This is a genomic window from Stenotrophomonas sp. YJH_SMC_58 (assembly GCF_059369635.1).
Genome location: NZ_JCAFSW010000001.1, coordinates 126,377 through 142,210, shown reverse-complemented (window position 1 = coordinate 142,210; position 15,834 = coordinate 126,377). Strand labels below are relative to the sequence as shown.

Annotated in this window: 13 protein-coding genes and 1 riboswitch; of the genes, 5 read left to right on the top strand and 8 right to left on the bottom strand. The window is 67.5% G+C overall.

Translation table 11 applies throughout. The features are described from left to right. Nucleotides 1-57: 57 nt before the first annotated feature. From trhA to AC5P68_RS00620, 3 genes are all read right to left on the bottom strand, one after another. Entirely contained in the window at nt 58-696 is a 639-nt protein-coding gene (gene trhA, locus AC5P68_RS00630) for a PAQR family membrane homeostasis protein TrhA (RefSeq protein ID WP_184014039.1), read from the bottom strand. 160 nt (nt 697-856) lie between these two features. Further along, on the bottom strand, nt 857-2,461 hold the full coding sequence (locus tag AC5P68_RS00625; protein ID WP_005410681.1) for a peptide chain release factor 3: 1,605 nt from the start codon (nt 2,459-2,461) through the stop codon (nt 857-859). Nucleotides 2,462-2,527: 66 nt separating this feature from the next. After that, nucleotides 2,528-3,409 (bottom strand): M23 family metallopeptidase, encoded by an 882-nt coding sequence (locus tag AC5P68_RS00620; RefSeq protein WP_033834028.1) that lies wholly within the window; start codon nt 3,407-3,409, stop codon nt 2,528-2,530. A gap of 148 nt (nt 3,410-3,557) precedes the next feature. After that, nucleotides 3,558-3,676: riboswitch (SAM riboswitch) on the top strand. A gap of 77 nt (nt 3,677-3,753) precedes the next feature. On the opposite strand from AC5P68_RS00620, the gene metX reads away from it, so the two are divergent. The 3 genes from metX to AC5P68_RS00605 are packed head-to-tail and all read left to right on the top strand — an operon-like array spanning nt 3,754 to nt 7,081. Continuing rightward, nucleotides 3,754-4,785 carry a homoserine O-succinyltransferase MetX gene (gene metX / locus AC5P68_RS00615; protein WP_005410679.1) on the top strand — a complete coding sequence of 344 codons (1,032 nt, stop codon included), beginning with the start codon at nt 3,754-3,756 and terminating at the stop codon, nt 4,783-4,785. Continuing rightward, entirely contained in the window at nt 4,782-6,017 is a 1,236-nt protein-coding gene (locus AC5P68_RS00610) for an O-succinylhomoserine (thiol)-lyase (protein WP_033834026.1), read from the top strand. The genes metX and AC5P68_RS00610 overlap by 4 nt, the downstream gene beginning before the upstream one ends. Beyond that, on the top strand, nt 6,014-7,081 hold the full coding sequence (locus tag AC5P68_RS00605; RefSeq protein ID WP_495216755.1) for a homoserine dehydrogenase family protein: 1,068 nt from the start codon (nt 6,014-6,016) through the stop codon (nt 7,079-7,081). Before AC5P68_RS00610 ends, AC5P68_RS00605 begins: the two co-directional genes overlap by 4 nt. 105 nt (nt 7,082-7,186) lie before the next feature. Here AC5P68_RS00605 and AC5P68_RS00600 read toward each other — a convergent pair whose 3' ends face one another. Together AC5P68_RS00600 and AC5P68_RS00595 are read right to left on the bottom strand one after the other, a co-directional pair. Continuing rightward, nucleotides 7,187-8,182, bottom strand: a complete 996-nt coding sequence (locus tag AC5P68_RS00600) for an alpha/beta fold hydrolase (protein ID WP_495216756.1) — start codon at nt 8,180-8,182, stop codon at nt 7,187-7,189. 217 nt (nt 8,183-8,399) lie between these two features. Beyond that, nucleotides 8,400-9,782, bottom strand: a complete 1,383-nt coding sequence (locus AC5P68_RS00595; RefSeq protein ID WP_005410675.1) for an L-serine ammonia-lyase — start codon at nt 9,780-9,782, stop codon at nt 8,400-8,402. Nucleotides 9,783-9,882: 100 nt separating this feature from the next. Between AC5P68_RS00595 and AC5P68_RS00590 the strand changes: the two genes are divergently transcribed. Beyond that, entirely contained in the window at nt 9,883-10,113 is a 231-nt protein-coding gene (locus tag AC5P68_RS00590; RefSeq protein WP_005414144.1) for a glutaredoxin family protein, read from the top strand. 165 nt (nt 10,114-10,278) lie between these two features. Here AC5P68_RS00590 and AC5P68_RS00585 read toward each other — a convergent pair whose 3' ends face one another. Genes AC5P68_RS00585 through AC5P68_RS00575 form a run of 3 tightly spaced genes read right to left on the bottom strand, consistent with a single transcriptional unit; the run spans nt 10,279 to nt 12,070 of the window. Beyond that, entirely contained in the window at nt 10,279-10,851 is a 573-nt protein-coding gene (locus AC5P68_RS00585) for a YceI family protein (protein ID WP_033835394.1), read from the bottom strand. Nucleotides 10,852-10,854: 3 nt separating this feature from the next. Continuing rightward, nucleotides 10,855-11,427 (bottom strand): cytochrome b, encoded by a 573-nt coding sequence (locus tag AC5P68_RS00580; RefSeq protein ID WP_005410672.1) that lies wholly within the window; start codon nt 11,425-11,427, stop codon nt 10,855-10,857. 10 nt (nt 11,428-11,437) lie between these two features. Then, complete coding sequence (locus tag AC5P68_RS00575) at nt 11,438-12,070, bottom strand: YceI family protein (RefSeq protein ID WP_005410671.1); 633 nt, start codon at nt 12,068-12,070, stop codon at nt 11,438-11,440. Between the two features lie 164 nt (nt 12,071-12,234). On the opposite strand from AC5P68_RS00575, the gene AC5P68_RS00570 reads away from it, so the two are divergent. Continuing rightward, entirely contained in the window at nt 12,235-15,777 is a 3,543-nt protein-coding gene (locus AC5P68_RS00570) for a sensor histidine kinase (protein WP_231522725.1), read from the top strand. The last annotated feature ends 57 nt before the right edge of the window (nt 15,778-15,834 follow it).

The following is a 15,834-nucleotide window of genomic DNA, read 5'->3' as shown; positions in this document are numbered from 1 at the left end:
GACAGGGCGCGAAGCGACCATGTGCATGGCGTGCACACGCCGCCCTCGAGCGGCCGTTTACAGCACCTGCATGGTGACCGCGACGAAGTGGCAGACGCTGCCGCCGATCACGAACAGGTGCCAGATGGCATGCGAGTACGGGATCGATTCACGGTGGTAGAAGTAGGTCCCCAGCGTGTACGACAGGCCGCCGGCGAACAGCCAGGTGAGGGTGCCGCCATCGATCGAGGCCCACATCGGCTTGATCGCCACGACCACCAGCCAGCCCATGGCGATGTAGATCACCGTTGAGAGCATCTTGAAACGGCCGGTGTAGAACAGCTTGAACACCACGCCGCCCAGCGCCAGCGCCCAGATCGCGGTGAACAGGCCCCAGCCCCACGGACCGCGCAGGCCGATCAGGGTGAACGGGGTATAGGTGCCCGCGATCAGCACATAGATCGCGCAGTGGTCGAATACCTTCAACCGGCCCTTGGCGACCGGATGCTGGATGGCGTGGTACAGCGTGGAGGCGGTGTACAGCAGCAACAGCGCGATACCGAACACGATCGCGCTGGCCAGCTGCCAGCCGTCGCCGTAGATCGCAGCCAGGGTGATCAACACCGCGCTGGCGGCCAGGGCGAATACCGCGCCCAGGCCATGGGTCAGGGCGCTGGCGATTTCTTCACGGATCGAAGCAATGGACGTCGTGGACATGGCGTAGGCATTGTTCGCGGGGAGGGGGACCCGCACCCCCTTATCATCGCCGCGATGGGCGATGCGTGCACGCCGGTCACCGTATGGTGGGTGAATGCCGGCCTTGCGTTGGCTGGGGTCAGAGCCCTTTCCTGCCGGAAAGGGATCCGACCCCGTGGCATCAGCCCACCGAAACGGTATGCGCCGCTTCGCGGGTGGCCGAGAAACGCACGTCCGGCGAGCGTTCCTGCGCCAGCTGCAGGTTGACCCGGGTCGGTGCCAGGTAGACCAGGTGGCCGGCTGCATCCAGTGCCAGGTTCAGCGCATTCTTCTCGCGGAACTCTTCCAGCTTCTTCTCGTTGCTGCAGTGGACCCAACGCGCGGTGGTCACGCTGACCGGCTCGAAGGTGGCTTCCACGCCGTACTCGTCCTTCAGGCGATAGGCCGCCACGTCGAACTGCAGCACACCCACCGCACCCAGGATCAGGTCGTTGCTGGTGAGAGGGCGGAAGAACTGGGTCGCGCCTTCTTCGGACAGCTGGGCCAGTCCCTTCTGCAGCTGCTTGAGCTTGAGCGGATCGCGCAGGCGCGCGCGGCGGAACAGTTCCGGGGCGAAGTTGGGGATGCCGGTGAAGGTGACCGCTTCGCCTTCGGTAAAGGTATCGCCGATGGAAATGGTGCCGTGGTTGTGGATGCCGATCACATCGCCCGGCCACGCCTCGGCGGCGATCTCACGGTCGCTGGCCATGAAGGTCAGTGCGTTGGCCAGCTTCATTTCCTTGCCGGTGCGCACGTGGAAGGTCTTCATGCCAGCGCTGAAGCGGCCCGAGCAGACGCGCATGAACGCGACGCGGTCGCGGTGCTGCGGGTCCATGTTGGCCTGGATCTTGAATACGAAGCCGGTCAGCTTGTTTTCTTCCGGGGCGATCTCGCGGCCGGTGGTGGAGCGGGCCTGTGGCGACGGCGCATGCTCGACGAAGAAGTCCAGCAGCGGCTGCACGCCGAAGTTGTTCACGCCCGAGCCGAAGAACACCGGGGTCTGCTTGCCGGCGCGGTAGGCCTCCAGGTCGAACGGATGACTGGCGCCCTGCACCAGTTCCAGCTCGTCGCGCAGGTCGGCCAGCATCTGCGCACCGATCTTCTCGGCCAGGCCGGGGGCGTCGATGGACGGGAAGATGGTCGAGTCCTGGCGGGTGAAGTTGCGGCCCGGCTCGTACAGGTGTACTTCGCCGGTCAGCAGGTGGACCACGCCCTTCAGGCGCTGGCCCATGCCGATCGGCCAGGTGACCGGCGCGCACTGGATGCCCAGCACGGTTTCCACTTCATCCAGCAGCTCGATCGGGTCCTTGCCCTCGCGGTCGAGCTTGTTGATGAAGGTCATGATCGGGGTATCGCGCAGGCGGCACACTTCCATCAGCTTGATGGTGCGCTCTTCCACGCCCTTGGCCACGTCGATCACCATCAGCGCCGAGTCCACCGCAGTCAGCACGCGGTAGGTGTCCTCGCCGAAGTCGGCGTGGCCGGGGGTGTCGAGCAGGTTGACGATCTTGTCTTCGTACGGGAACTGCATCACCGAAGAGGTGACGGAGATGCCGCGTTCCTTTTCCAATGCCATCCAGTCGGAGGTGGCGTGGCGGGCGGCCTTGCGGCCCTTGACCGAACCGGCCATCTGGATCGCGCCTCCGAACAGCAGCAGCTTTTCGGTCAGCGTGGTCTTGCCGGCGTCAGGATGGGAAATGATGGCGAAGGTGCGGCGACGCGACGCTTCGTTGGCGACTTCGGACATGGCAGTGGCGCCCGCCCGGGGCGCTTTTCAAAGAGATAAGCGCCCGATTATACCGGCCGGGGCCGTTCAGCGCCCGATGCCGCCCTCGGCCTCGCCCTGGCGGGCGAACTGCAGCTGGCCCTGCTCGGCGAAGATGCGTGCCGGCACCGAACGCAGGCCCATGCCGCGGTTGACCTGCACCACGAAGTGCAGGTGCGGTGCGCTGCTGAAGCCGCTGTTGCCGGACAGGCCGATCGGCTGCCCGGCGCCCACCGCCTGGCCGCGACGCACGCGCATGCCGCCGGCCTGCAGGTGGCCGTACAGGGCCATGCTGCCGTCGCTGTGCAGCACGCGGATGAAGTTGGCGCGGGCACCATCACGTTCGCGGTCCTGGCCGTTGCCTCGGAAGCCATCCTGGATCTGCATCACCGTGCCCTCGCGCGCGGCCAGCACCAGTGTGCCCTCCGGCAGTGCGAAGTCGACCGCGTCGCGGTTTTCCTCGTCGTCGTGGCTGAACCGGCCCTGCGGCGCCTGGTCCACGCGCGGGCGTGCATCATCGAAGGGCAGGCGGTAGGCCACATCCTCGGCCTGTGCGGCGGGGTTGCCTGGTACCGACTGCAGGCGCAGGTCCAGCATCGGGCCGTTGACCGGCGCGGGGAGGTGGCCGACGACCAGGCTGCTGTCGCCCTGTATCAGTGACTGCACCGGCAAGCCGTCGACCGGGTGCCCAGGGGCGGCGCGCAGTTCGATCTGCAACGGCCCGGCCAGGGTGTTGTCGATCCGGGCCTGCCACTGTTCGCCGATCGACTGCAGGCGCAGCTGGGCCATCGGAAGGGGGGCCTTCGCCTCCGCGCTGGCGGGGGCAGGCGCCTTCGGCAGCATCCCCCAGCCCTGGCGCCAGTCGCTGGCGCCGGCAGAGGCGCTGGCCAGCAGCGGCAGGAGCAGGCAGGTCAAGGGCAGGCGTGGCATCAGCGGATTCAGGAAAACGGACCGTCCGGACTGTACCCGATCCTGAACGGAGCGACCGCGACGCCTCTCGCATACCTGTTGCGAAAATATTCATCGCTTTATCCGCATGAAGGGATTGACAGCGCCCGGAAGCGCTGGCATCGTGGCCTCACCATCGAGACCGGCAGAGGGACAGGCCCTTTGAAGCCGGGGCAGCCCGCGGATGCGAAAGCGTTCGCGTAGGTGCCAAATCCTGCGGGGACCGTGGCGTCCACCGAAAGATGGTTCGATCCATGCACCGCACGTGCATCTCGAACGCGAGCCCCGCGAAGGCTCGATGGCCGATTCCCCAACCGGATCCCGCCATGAGCTTCGCTGCCAGTACCGCCGTTCGCCCCGAACCCTTTGTCCCCGTCAGCGTGCCGGTCGAAGACCGCGTGCATGCCGAGCGCGGTGAGTTCGCCGCGGTGCTGTCGATGCGTCACGCTGGCCCCAGCCCGGTGCGCCTGCGCTATGAGTGGGTCGGCCCGGCCAATGCGCCGGTGGTGGTGCTGGCCGGCGGCATCTCCGCCCATCGCCATGTGGCGTCCAACGCACAGTTCAGCGAGAAGGGCTGGGCCGAAGACCTGGTCGGCAGTGGTCGCACGCTGGATCCGCAGCAGTTGCGCGTACTGGCGTTCGACTTCATCGGGGCCGACGGTGCGTTGGACGTGCCGATCGATACCGCTGACCAGGCCGATGCGCTGGCACTGCTGCTGGATCATCTGGGTATCCGCACGCTGAAGGCCTTCGTCGGCTACTCGTATGGCGCGCTGGTCGGCCAGCAGTTCGCGATCCGTCATCGAGCCCGGGTGCGCCAGCTGGTGCTGGCCAGCGGCGCGCATCGTCCGCACCCGTATGCCGCGGCCTGGCGCGCACTGCAGCGCCGCGCCGTCGCCCTCGGCCAACTGCAGTGCGGCGAAGACCACGGCCTGGCGCTGGCCCGGCAGTTCGCCATGCTCAGCTACCGCACCCCGGAAGAGTTCGGCGAGCGCTTCGACGCCGCGCCGGAAGTGATCAACGGCCGCGTGCGGGTCGCCGCCGAGGACTATCTGGACGCCGCCGGCGCGCAGTACGTCGCGCGCACGCCGGTGACCGCCTACCTGCGCCTGTCCGAATCGATCGACCTGCACCGCGTGGACCCCGCGGCCATCCTGCCGCCGACCGTGGTGGTCGCGGTGGAGGGTGACCGCCTGGTGCCGCTGGCCGACCTGGTCGGCCTGGTCGAGGGGCTGGGGCCGCGCGGAAGCCTGCGCGTGCTGCGCTCGCCCTATGGCCACGACGCCTTCCTCAAAGAAACCGATCGCATCGACGCGATCCTCGCCACCGCCTTCCGCACCTCTGGAGAGTCCGCATGAGCCTGCACGCCAACGAGCCGTCCTGTAGCCGCACCACTGCCGCCGTCCGTGCCGGCATCGATCGGGACACCGCGCATGGCGCGGTCACGCCGCCGATCGTGCTGTCGTCGAACTTCAGTTTTGAAGGCTTCGGCAACAAGCGCCAGTACGACTACACGCGCAGTGGCAACCCGACCCGCGACCTGTTGGGTGAAGCGCTGGCCGAGCTGGAAGGCGGTGCGGGCGGCGTGATCACCGCCACCGGCATGGGGGCGATCAACCTGGTGCTGAACGCGCTGCTTCAGCCGGGCGATACCCTGGTCGTGCCGCACGACGCGTACGGTGGCAGCTGGCGGCTGTTCAATGCGCTGGCGAAGAAGGGCCATTTCGAACTGGTCACCGCCGACCTGACCGATCCGCGCGCGCTGTCGCAGGCGCTGGCCACCCAGCCGAAGCTGGTGCTGGTGGAAACGCCGTCCAATCCGCTGCTGCGCATCACCGACCTGCGCTTCGTCATCGATGCCGCGCACAAGGCAGGTGCTCTGGTTGTGGTCGACAACACCTTCCTGTCGCCGGCCCTGCAGCAACCACTGTCGTTCGGTGCGGATCTGGTTCTGCATTCCACCACCAAGTACATCAACGGCCACAGCGACGTGGTGGGCGGTGCGGTCGTCGCGCGCGATCCGGCACTGCATGAGCAGCTGGTGTGGTGGGGCAACGCGCTGGGCCTGACGGGTTCGCCGTTTGATGCCTTCCTGACCCTGCGTGGCCTGCGCACGCTGGATGCGCGCCTGCGCGTGCATCAGGAGAACACCACTTCGATCGTTGCGCTGCTGGACCAGCATCCGGCGGTCGGCCGCGTCTATTATCCGGGTCTGGCCGATCACCCGGGCCACTCCATCGCTGCTCGCCAGCAGAGTGGCTTCGGCGCGATGCTGTCGTTCGAACTGGCGCACTGCGCGGGTGATGATCCGCACGCGGCGGTGCGCGCGCTCGTCGATGGCCTGCGCTGTTTCACGCTGGCCGAATCGCTGGGCGGCGTCGAAAGCCTGATCGCGCATCCCGCCACCATGACCCATGCGGCGATGACCGCCGAAGCGCGTGCTGCGGCCGGCATCAGCGAAGGCCTGCTGCGCCTGTCGGTTGGCATCGAGGCCGAGCGTGACCTGTTGGCCGATCTCGGCGCCGCGCTGCAGCGTGCCGAAGCGGTGATTGATGCGGCTGCGCGCCGCAAACAGGTGGTGGATGCATGAGCGCGCTCGCCGCAGAAATTCCTGCTCTGGGCGTGGGACGCCTGGCGCTGCTGGGCACCGGCACGGTCGGCTCGGCCTTCGTACAGCGTTACCAGGCATTGCAGGCGCGTGGGCTGGAACTGCCCAGCGTGCAGTGGCTGGCCAATTCACGCACTGCGCTGGAGATCGATCGTGACCTGGCGTTGCCGCTGGAACTGGCACGGCGTGCACCGCGCGATGGCCAGAGTTCGCCACCGTGGGCGAGTGCCGAAGGACTGGAGCGTGGCGACGTGGTGGTCGACGCCACCGCCAGCGAAGACGTGGCCGCGCGCCACGTGCAGTGGCTGGCGCGGGGCGTGCATGTGGTGACCGCCAACAAGCTGGGCCGTGGTGCGCAGCTGGCCCGCGCGCAGGCCATTGCGGAAAGCTGTGCCGACAGTGGCGCGCGCTATGGCGACAGCGCGACGGTGGGCGCGGGCCTGCCGCTGTTGAGCAGCCTGCGTGCACTGGTGGCCGGTGGCGATCACATCCATGCCATCGAAGGCGTGCTGTCCGGTTCGCTGGCGTGGCTGTTCCATCGTTATGACGGCCAGTCGCCGTTCTCGGCGGCGGTGCGCGAGGCGCTGGCTGCCGGCTACACCGAGCCCGATCCGCGCCTGGACCTTTCCGGTGAAGACGTGCGCCGCAAGCTGCTGATCCTGGCGCGCAGCAGCGGGCTGGCGTTGGATGCGTCGCAGGTACAGGTGGATTCACTGGTGCCTGAAGCGCTGGCAGCGCTGCCGCTGGAGGATGCGGTGGCGGCGCTTGAGCAGTTGGATGCGCCGTTGCAGGCGCGCTGGCAGCAGGCGCATGACAATGGCCGCGTGCTGCGTTTCGTTGGCCGTGTCGATGGCGAGGGTGCGCAGGTGGGCCTGCGTGAGTTGCCTGCCGATCACCCGTTGGCGCAGGGCGCGGGCACCGACAACCGCGTGGCCATCCACAGCGATCGCTATCACCGCCAGCCGTTGTTGATCCAGGGCCCGGGCGCGGGCGCGGAAGTCACCGCCGCCGCGCTGCTGGATGACGTGTTGCGGATCCTCGGCTGATCGCACTGCTTCTGTAGAGCCGAGCCCATGCTCGGCTGCTACTGGCGAGATCCCTCTTGCTGGATAAGCCGAGCATGGCTCGACTCTACAGGGGAGGGCTGCCGTTCAATGCGCCTTCAATGCCTTCAGCAACGCCGCGTTGAACTGCTTCGGGTCCTGCACCTGCGGCGAATGGCCCAGTTCGGCGAACTCGATCAGCGTCGCGCCGGGAATCGCCGCGGCTGCCGCCTTCCCGAGCACCGGATAGTTGCCCAGCGTCGCCTTCACCGCTGGTGGCGCCAGGTCGCGACCGATCGCGGTGCGGTCCTTCTGGCCAATGAACAGCGTGGTCGGCACCTGAACATTCTTGAGTTCGTAGACCACCGGCTGGTTGAACACCATGTCCGAGGCCAGCGCCTGGCTCCATGCAACGGCCTGCTTGCCCGGGCCTTCGTACATGCCCGACTGCATCCGCGCCCACGGTTCATATGCCGGCTTCCATTTGCCGTCGTAGTACACATCCAGCTGGTAGCGGCGGATGCTGTCATAGCTGATGTTCATCTCGCCGGCGTACCACGCGTCCACGCTGCGCCAGGGAACACCCAGCGCCTTCCAGTCTTCCAGCCCGATCGGGTTGACCAGTGACAGGCTGCGCAGGTCCTGCGGGAACATCAGCGCGTAGCGCACCGCCAGCATGCCGCCCATCGAATGACCGACCAGGTGCACCGGGACATCACCCAGTTGCAGCTGTTGCAGCAGGGCATGGGTGTTGGCGGCCAACTGCGCGAACGAATACTGGTAACGCTCGGGCTTGCTGGATTTGCAGAAGCCCACCTGGTCCGGGGCGATCACCCGATAGCCGGCGGCAACCAGTGGCTTGATCGATTCCTTCCAGGTGGCGGCACAGAAGTTCTTGCCGTGCAGCAGCACCACCACGCCGATGGGTGCCTTCTTCGGCGGGATGTCGAGGTAGGCCATTTCCAGCGGCTGCCGCTGCGATTCCAGCGCGAAGGTCTTCACCGGATAGCCGTAGTCGAAACCCTCCAGCCGCGGCCCGTAAGTGGGCGCGGCCAGCGCAGGCAGTGGAAGGCAGGCAAGCAGGGCGGCAGCGATCACGCGCATGGGGCGGTCCTGGATAGGGGAGCCCCGAGCCTAACCGGAACGCAGTGACGGTGTCGTCCGACCGGGCAAGGGCGACGAGGTAGAGTCGACTGGGTAGAGTCGACTGTTAGTCGACTACCTTCCCCACAACGAGCGAAAATCCCGCGCTGCGCGCGATAGTCGACCAACAGTCGACTCTACCTGCGGCCCGGCACCATCGCGCCGGGCCCGGTCGGCCTCAACACTCGATGACGTTCACCGCCAGGCCGCCACGGCTGGTTTCCTTGTACTTGTCCTGCATGTCGCGGCCGGTATCGCGCATGGTCTTGATCACCTTGTCCAGCGACACCTTGTGCTTGCCGTCGCCGCGCATCGCCATGCGCGAGGCATTGATCGCCTTCACCGCGCCCATCGCATTGCGCTCGATGCAGGGGATCTGCACCAGCCCGCCGATCGGATCACAGGTCAGGCCGAGGTTGTGTTCCATGCCGATTTCCGCGGCATTCTCGATCTGGCTCGGGTTGCCACCCAGCGCCGCGACCAGGCCCCCGGCCGCCATCGAGCAGGCCACGCCCACTTCGCCCTGGCAGCCCACTTCGGCGCCGGAGATCGAGGCGTTTTCCTTGTACAGGATGCCGATCGCTGCCGAGGTCAGCAGGAAGTCGAATACGCGCTGTTCGTTGGCGCCGGGGCAGAAACGGTCGAAGTAATGCAGCACCGCCGGCAGCACGCCGGCAGCGCCGTTGGTCGGCGCAGTCACCACGCGACCACCGGCGGCGTTCTCTTCGTTCACCGCCAGCGCGTACAGGTTGACCCAGTCCAGCGTGGTCAGCGGATCGCGCATCGCTGCTTCCGGCTTCGACGACAGCTCGCGGTACAGCGCCGGTGCACGACGGCCGACCTTCAGGCCACCCGGCAGCACGCCTTCCTCGCGGATGCCGCGCGCCACGCACGACTGCATCGCGCTCCAGATCTCGCGCAGGTTGGCGCGGATCTCGTCTTCGCTGCGCCAGCACTTCTCGTTCTCGAACATCAGCTGGGCGATGCTCAGGCCGCTGCGCGCCGTCTGCGCCAGCAGCTCGTCGCCGCTCTTGAACGGGTAGGGCAGCGGGGTCTCGTCGGGCACGATGCGGTCATCGGCCGCGTCGTCCTGGTTGACCACGAAGCCGCCACCGACCGAGTAATAGTCGCGGGTGGCGATCACCTCGTCCTCGGCGTTGTACGCGGTGAAGCGCATGCCGTTGGTGTGGTACGGCAGCTTCTGGCGCTTGTTCATGCCGAGGTCGCGCTTCTCGTCGAAGGCGATCTCGTGCTGGCCCATCAGCTGGATGCGCTTGCTGCTGCGGATGCGCTCCAGGGTGGCCGGAATGATGTCCGGATCGATCAGGTTCGGCCGCTGGCCTTCCAGGCCCAGCAGGATCGCCTTGTCGGTGCCATGGCCGCGGCCGGTCAGCGCCAGCGAGCCATAGACATCGGCGCGGATGCGCGCGACTTCGTTCAGGCGACCCGGGTCGAGCAGCCAGCGATGGATGAATCGCTCGGCGGCCTTCATCGGCCCGACGGTGTGCGAGGAGCTCGGGCCAATGCCGATCTTGAAAACGTCGAACGTGCTGACAGCCATGGTTGCCGTACTGCGGGTACCGGAGGAGACCGCTATTCTAGCGGTTCATGCCGCACTTCCATGGCTGCGGCGCAGCATTTCGGCAGAGGGAGCAAAACCGGTGTTGACCCTGTTCCAGCGCGATGACTGCCACCTGTGCGACATGGCCCTGGCCGAGCTGGCCAAGGCGCGGGCACCGGAGTTCGAATCGGTGTTCCTGGATGACCAGCCTGCGCTGGAAGCGCGCTACGGCGCGCGGGTGCCGGTGCTGCGCGACGAGCGCGGCGACCGTGAGCTGGACTGGCCGTTCGACGCGGCCACGGTCCAGGCCTGGCTGGCCGTCGATCGGTAGTGCCGGCCGCTGGCCGGCAACCCCGCGATGCCCGGTGATGCCGGCCAGCGGCCGGCACTACCAGATGCGTTGCCGTGCCCGGTGATGCCGGCCAGCGGCCGGCACTACCAGATGCGTTGCCGTGCCCGGTGATGCCGGCCAGCGGCCGGCACTACCAGACGCGGTTTACTTCGCGTCGAACTTCACGATCGTGCTGATCGCGGTTTCGTCCGGGATGGTCTTGGTGTCGGCCCAGTCGCCGCCGCCGACGCCGAAGTCCAGGCGCTTGACCGTGGCCTTGCCGGTCAGCACCGGCTGGGTGCCCGGCTTCCAGGTGAAGGTGAGGGTGACCGGCTTGCTGACGCCTCGCAGCTCCAGTGTGCCATCGGCGGCGAACTGGTCATTGCCCACCGCGCGGAAGCCCTTGGCGGTGTAGCGTGCGGTGGCGAACTTGCCAACATTGAAGAAGTCAGCGGTCTGCAGGGTCGAGTCACGGTCGCTGTTGCCGCTCTTGGCGCCGGCCAGCGGGATCACCACGTCCAGCGAACCGGCGGCCGGATTGGCCGGGTCGAAACTGAGCTTGGTGGCAAAGCCCGGGAAGGTGCCGGTGAACACTTCGCCGTCGTACTTGGTGGCGAACACCAGGATCGAGCCGGCGCCGGGCGCCTGTGCGTAGTCGGCGGCGAACACCGGGGTGGTGGCCAGCATGCCGGCCAGGGCGGCGGCCACGGCGGCCGGAGTGGTCAGTTTCAGGTTCATCGGTCAGTCCTTCTGAGGGGAGGCAAGCCAGCCGCGCGGCAACATGCGGGACAAGGTCGCATCGCGCTGGAACAGGTGGTGGTAGAAGGCAGCGCCGGCATGGGCCAGCACCACCGCGATCAACAGCCAGAAGCCGTACTCGTGGATGGCATGCGATACGGCGACCACCTGCGGGTCGGGACCGCTCAGCTTGGGCACGTCGACCAGGCCGAACCAGCGGAACGGGCGCAGGCCGCTGGCCGAGTCGTACAGCCAGCCCGACAGCGGGATGGCGAACATCAGCACATACAGCAGCACGTGGGTGGCACTGGCGATGCGTTCCTGCCAGCTGGGCACGCCCGGCACCGGCTTGGGGGCACCGGCATACAGGCGCCAGCCGAGGCGGAAGAGCACGAGCGCCAGCACGGTGATGCCGATCGACTTGTGCGCGGTATAGACCCAGAAATACTTGGGGGTCTTGGGCAGTTCGCCCATGGTCAGGCCGACCACGCCCAGGGCGAGGATCAGCAATGCGATCAACCAATGCAGGATCTGGCTGACACTCCCCCAGGCGGCGGGGGTGTTCTTGGCGGTCATGAAGGGTCCTCTAGGGGGCCGTCTTGGGGTCGGAGTGTGGAACGGGAGCGGGAGTTCCCGGGGCGTCGCTGCGGTCGAGGGTGGCTTCGGCCTCGATCCTCAGCTGTACTGCATCACCGATGACGCCCGGCCAGGCGGTGATGCCGAACGCGCGCCGGCTCAGCGTGGTGCTGGCGGAGAAACCGGCGGTGCGTCGGAACGGGGGGAGGGGGTAGCGCTTGATGGCGTTGAGGGTCACGTCCAGCGTGATCTCCTGGCTGACCCCGCGCAGGGTCAGGGTGCCGATCACGTGGGCGCGCCTGGCATCGATCGGTTCGACCCGGCTGGAGACGAAATGTGCCTTCGGGAAACGCTCGCCATCCAGAAGGCTGCGGGCCAGCGTGGCCTGGTTCCATTTGGCGTCACCAAGGTCCAATCGCGACACGGGGACTTCGACGTCCAACGTGGCTTCGCGCCAGTTGTCGGGATCGAACTGCAGCCGGCCCTCACTGCCGGAGACCGTGCCCATCGCCTGCGAGTAGCCCGCGTGGTCGATGCTGAACAGCACACGCGTGTGCACCGGATCGAGGCGATAGGTATCTGCATCCGCCCAGGCGGGAGCGGTGGCGAGCAGCATCGGCAGCAGGGCCAGGCAGGGACGCATCGATGGCGGGCTCCGGAAGGGGGACGCTGTGATCATACGCACAGGCCCCTGCCAAGGATGCGTGCATGGCTGCAACAGTTCGTGGTGGTCCTGCCCCGGCAACAGGCTGTTGCAGCCATGACCCCGGCCCTGTGTGACAATCGGGACAGGACAGGGGGTTCAGGATGACGAGCAGCTGGCGCCTGTGGTGCCTGGGCATCGCGGCAACGGGGCTGCTGCTGTTGGCGTCTGCCACGGCGGCTGCAGCCCTGGACATGGCAGAAACACCACGCCTGCGGCGCTTCGGTGCCGCCGAAGGCATGCCTTCGCGCATGGTGCTGGCGCTGGCCGAGGACCGCCAGGGCCATGTCTGGGCCGCAACCGATGGCGGTCTGGTGCGCTACGACGGCAGCTCGCTGCGGGTCTGGGAACATGACCCGGAACAGCCCGGTTCGTTGCCCGGCAACGAGATCGAGACCCTGCTGGTCGATCCGCTGGACCGTGTGTGGGTGGGCATCAATGGCAAGGGCGTGGCCCGCCTGGATGCCGACCGCGAGCGGTTCAAGACCTTCGATGCGGTCAATGGTCCGTGCCTGGGCCAGTTCTGGACGCTGGCCTACGCCGGGGATGCGTTGTGGATCGGCACCAGCAGCCAGGGTATCTGCCGGTTCGGGGAGGACGGCAGCCTGCGCTTCTTCAAGCACGACCCGGCCCGTGCCGACGGCCTGCCCAGCAACACCATCTACAGCAGCCTGGTCGATGCGCGGGGGCGCCTGTGGATCGGTACCGAGGCCGGCGTCGCACGCTGGAATGGCCGTGACTTCGAGCCCGTGGCACCGCACGCGCTGGGCGCATTGAGCGTGCTGCGGATGAGCCGCGATCCGGATGGCTCGATCTGGGTCGGCAGCCAGAACGATGGCCTGTACCGCATCGATGCGCAGGACCGGGTCAGTCGTCCGCGCTGGAGCGACAGCGCCGGCCTGCGCTCGGCGCTGGTGCTGGCCGATCGCCAGGGCGGCTACTGGGCGGGCACGTCCGATGGCCTGCTGCGTGGCGACGCAAGTGCGCTATGGCGGCTCGACGGCGACCGCGGCAGTGGTTTCCTCACTGCACAGAGCGGTGTGCTCGATCTGCTGCAGGACCATGAAGGCGGATTGTGGGTCGCCCTGCTGACCCAGGGACTGGCCTACCTCCCGCCGGACTGGCGCCGCTTCTCGATCTGGAACCAGCTCGATGGCAAGCCGCTGGACAGCCAGTACCTGCTGGGCGCGGCCAGTGATGGCCAGAACTACTACGTGGGTTCGGCGCACGGCGTGTATCAGCTGGACGCACACGGCACGTTGCGCCTGCTGGCCAGCGACCGCGAGATCGGCAGCGGTGCGGTGTGGTCGGTACTGCCGCGGTCGGACGGGCGCCTGTGGCTGGGGCGTGCCGGCCGCATCAGCGTGTATGACCCGGCCACCCGCGCGCTGCACGACTGGCACATCGGTGGAGGCGCCGATCTGCGCCAGCGCATCGACCTGATGCGGCAGGCACCCGATGGCACGGTCTGGCTTTCGGTGATGAACCTGGGCCTGCAGCAGCGCAGTGCGGAGGGCCGGGTGCTGCGCAGCTATCCTCTCGACGATTTCCGCAAGGCGGCCGACTCACCCATCGAGCAGATCCGCTTCGATGCCCATGGCAAGGCATGGGTGATGGGCGACATGGGCATCTGGCGTGAGCAGGCCGGTCGCTTCGAAGCGGTGCCGGGGGTCTCGCGCGGGCTGATCTACGACCTGGTGTGGGTGGATCCGCAGCAGTTGTGGCTGGCCCGCCAGGGCGCGCTGGAGCGCTACCAGTGGGATGGCATGAGCCTGCGCCTGATCCAGCGCATTGATGGAAGCGCCGGTGTGCCGCCGGTCAGCATGGGGGGCCTGGCATTGGCCGACAATGGCCGGGTGTGGGCGACCACGCCGCGCGGCCTGCTGCGCTGGGACCCGAAAGCCCGGCGCCTGCAGTTGTTCAATGAACGCGATGGCCTGTCCGATGCCGAGTTCACCAGCCGGCCGCCAGCGGTGAATGCCGATGGTCGCGTGCTGGCCGTTGCCCAGACCGGCCTGGTTGCATTCGACGTGAATGCCGACGACGTGGTGCTGCCCGGGTCGTCGCTGGTGATTGCCGAGGTGCGCGTGCGCCGCGACGATGCACGCGGCTGGCAGCCGCTGCCGAACACCGGCACCCTGCTGCTGGGACCGGATGATCGCGACCTGCAGATCGATGCACGGTTGTTGTCGTATGCCAATCCCCAGGGCAACCGCTACCGCTTCCGGGTACGCGGGTATGACCAGAACTGGGTGGAGCAGGGCGGCGACGGCCAGCGCACGCTGTCGCGACTGCCGACCGGCAGCTACGTCATCGAAGTGCAGGCGGCCACCGCCAATGGTGCATGGACGCCTTCGCAGCAGCTGCAGGTGAAGGTGCTGCCACCCTGGTGGCGCAGCGGCATGGCGATCTTCGGCTACATCCTGATCGGTTCGCTGCTGCTGCTCGTCCTGGTCTGGTCGATCCGTGCGCGCCTGCGCCGTCGCCAGCAATGGCAACTGACCGTGCACAAGCAGGAGCTGGCCGAACAGGCCTCGCAGGCCAAGAGCCGGTTCCTGGCCACGCTGGGGCATGAAGTCCGCACGCCGATGACCGGCGTGCTTGGCATGAGCGAGTTGCTGCTGGCCACACCGCTGGACCCGGTGCAGCGCAGCTATGCCGGCTCCATCCAGCAGGCCGGCAGCCATCTGCTGCGGTTGGTCAACGATGCGCTGGACCTCGCGCGCATCGAAGCCGGTCGACTGGAGCTGGATCTGCGTCCGTTCGACCTGGCCGGACTGCTCGACCAGGTGCAGGCGCTGATGCAGCCCATGGCGAAACAGCGCAAGCTGGATTTCCAGCGTGGCGACGATCCGCCCGGCCCGATCAGCGTCAGTGGCGACGAGATGCGCGTGCGGCAGATCCTGCTCAACCTGCTGGGCAATGCCATCAAGTTCACCGAGCGCGGTCATGTCGGCCTGGCCGTGCACCTGGAAGAGAACGGCGGCGGTCTCTGCTTCGAAGTGCACGACAGTGGTCCGGGTATCAATGCCGAGCAGCAGGAGCGGCTGTTCCACCGATTCGAACAGGCGGATGGGCCGCGCACGGCCTCGCGCTATGGTGGAAGCGGGCTGGGCCTGGCGATCTGCCAGGAGCTGGCCGTGGCGATGGGCGGGCGCATCGAAGTGGACAGCCAGCCAGGCAAGGGCGCGCGTTTCCGGGTGCGGTTGCCGCTGCCCTGGACCCGGCAGGCAGCCGCCACGGGCGAAGCGCCGGCACTGCCGATGCTGCCGCCACTGCGCATCCTGCTGGTGGAGGACGATGCCACCGTGGCCGAGGTCATCGCCGGCCTGCTGCGCAGCCGCGGCCATGAGGTGGTGCATGTGCTGCATGGCCTGGGGGCTTTGTCGGAGATCGCTACCGACGGCTTCGATGTCGGCCTGCTCGATCTCGACCTGCCTGCGCTGGACGGCACTGCGATCGCCCGCCAGCTGCGCACCCTGGGCTACGAACTGCCACTGGTGGCGGTGACCGCCCGCTCCGATGCGTATGCCGAATCGCAGGTGCTCGCTGCCGGTTTCGATGGTTTCCTGCGCAAGCCGGTGACCGGCGACATGCTGGTGGCAGCGATCATCCAGGCTCGCGCCAAACGACAGACCACACCTTGAAAACGTCGACGCCGGGCGTGAACGGCGCGACTTTCGGTTTACCATGCCGACGCCCGC

Excerpts from the sequence above, each read along its gene's own strand:
- trhA (WP_184014039.1), bottom strand. The coding sequence starts at position 696 with ATGTCCACGACGTCCATTGCTTCGATCCGTGAAGAAATCGCCAGCGCC.
- AC5P68_RS00625 (WP_005410681.1), bottom strand. The coding sequence starts at position 2,461 with ATGTCCGAAGTCGCCAACGAAGCGTCGCGTCGCCGCACCTTCGCCATC.
- AC5P68_RS00580 (WP_005410672.1), bottom strand. The coding sequence starts at position 11,427 with ATGACCGCCAAGAACACCCCCGCCGCCTGGGGGAGTGTCAGCCAGATC.
- AC5P68_RS00605 (WP_495216755.1), top strand. The coding sequence starts at position 6,014 with ATGAGCGCGCTCGCCGCAGAAATTCCTGCTCTGGGCGTGGGACGCCTG.
- AC5P68_RS00585 (WP_033835394.1), bottom strand. The coding sequence starts at position 10,851 with ATGAACCTGAAACTGACCACTCCGGCCGCCGTGGCCGCCGCCCTGGCC.
- AC5P68_RS00620 (WP_033834028.1), bottom strand. The coding sequence starts at position 3,409 with ATGCCACGCCTGCCCTTGACCTGCCTGCTCCTGCCGCTGCTGGCCAGC.
- metX (WP_005410679.1), top strand. The coding sequence starts at position 3,754 with ATGAGCTTCGCTGCCAGTACCGCCGTTCGCCCCGAACCCTTTGTCCCC.
- AC5P68_RS00595 (WP_005410675.1), bottom strand. The coding sequence starts at position 9,782 with ATGGCTGTCAGCACGTTCGACGTTTTCAAGATCGGCATTGGCCCGAGC.
- AC5P68_RS00600 (WP_495216756.1), bottom strand. The coding sequence starts at position 8,182 with ATGCGCGTGATCGCTGCCGCCCTGCTTGCCTGCCTTCCACTGCCTGCG.
- AC5P68_RS00610 (WP_033834026.1), top strand. The coding sequence starts at position 4,782 with ATGAGCCTGCACGCCAACGAGCCGTCCTGTAGCCGCACCACTGCCGCC.
- AC5P68_RS00575 (WP_005410671.1), bottom strand. The coding sequence starts at position 12,070 with ATGCGTCCCTGCCTGGCCCTGCTGCCGATGCTGCTCGCCACCGCTCCC.
- AC5P68_RS00570 (WP_231522725.1), top strand. The coding sequence starts at position 12,235 with ATGACGAGCAGCTGGCGCCTGTGGTGCCTGGGCATCGCGGCAACGGGG.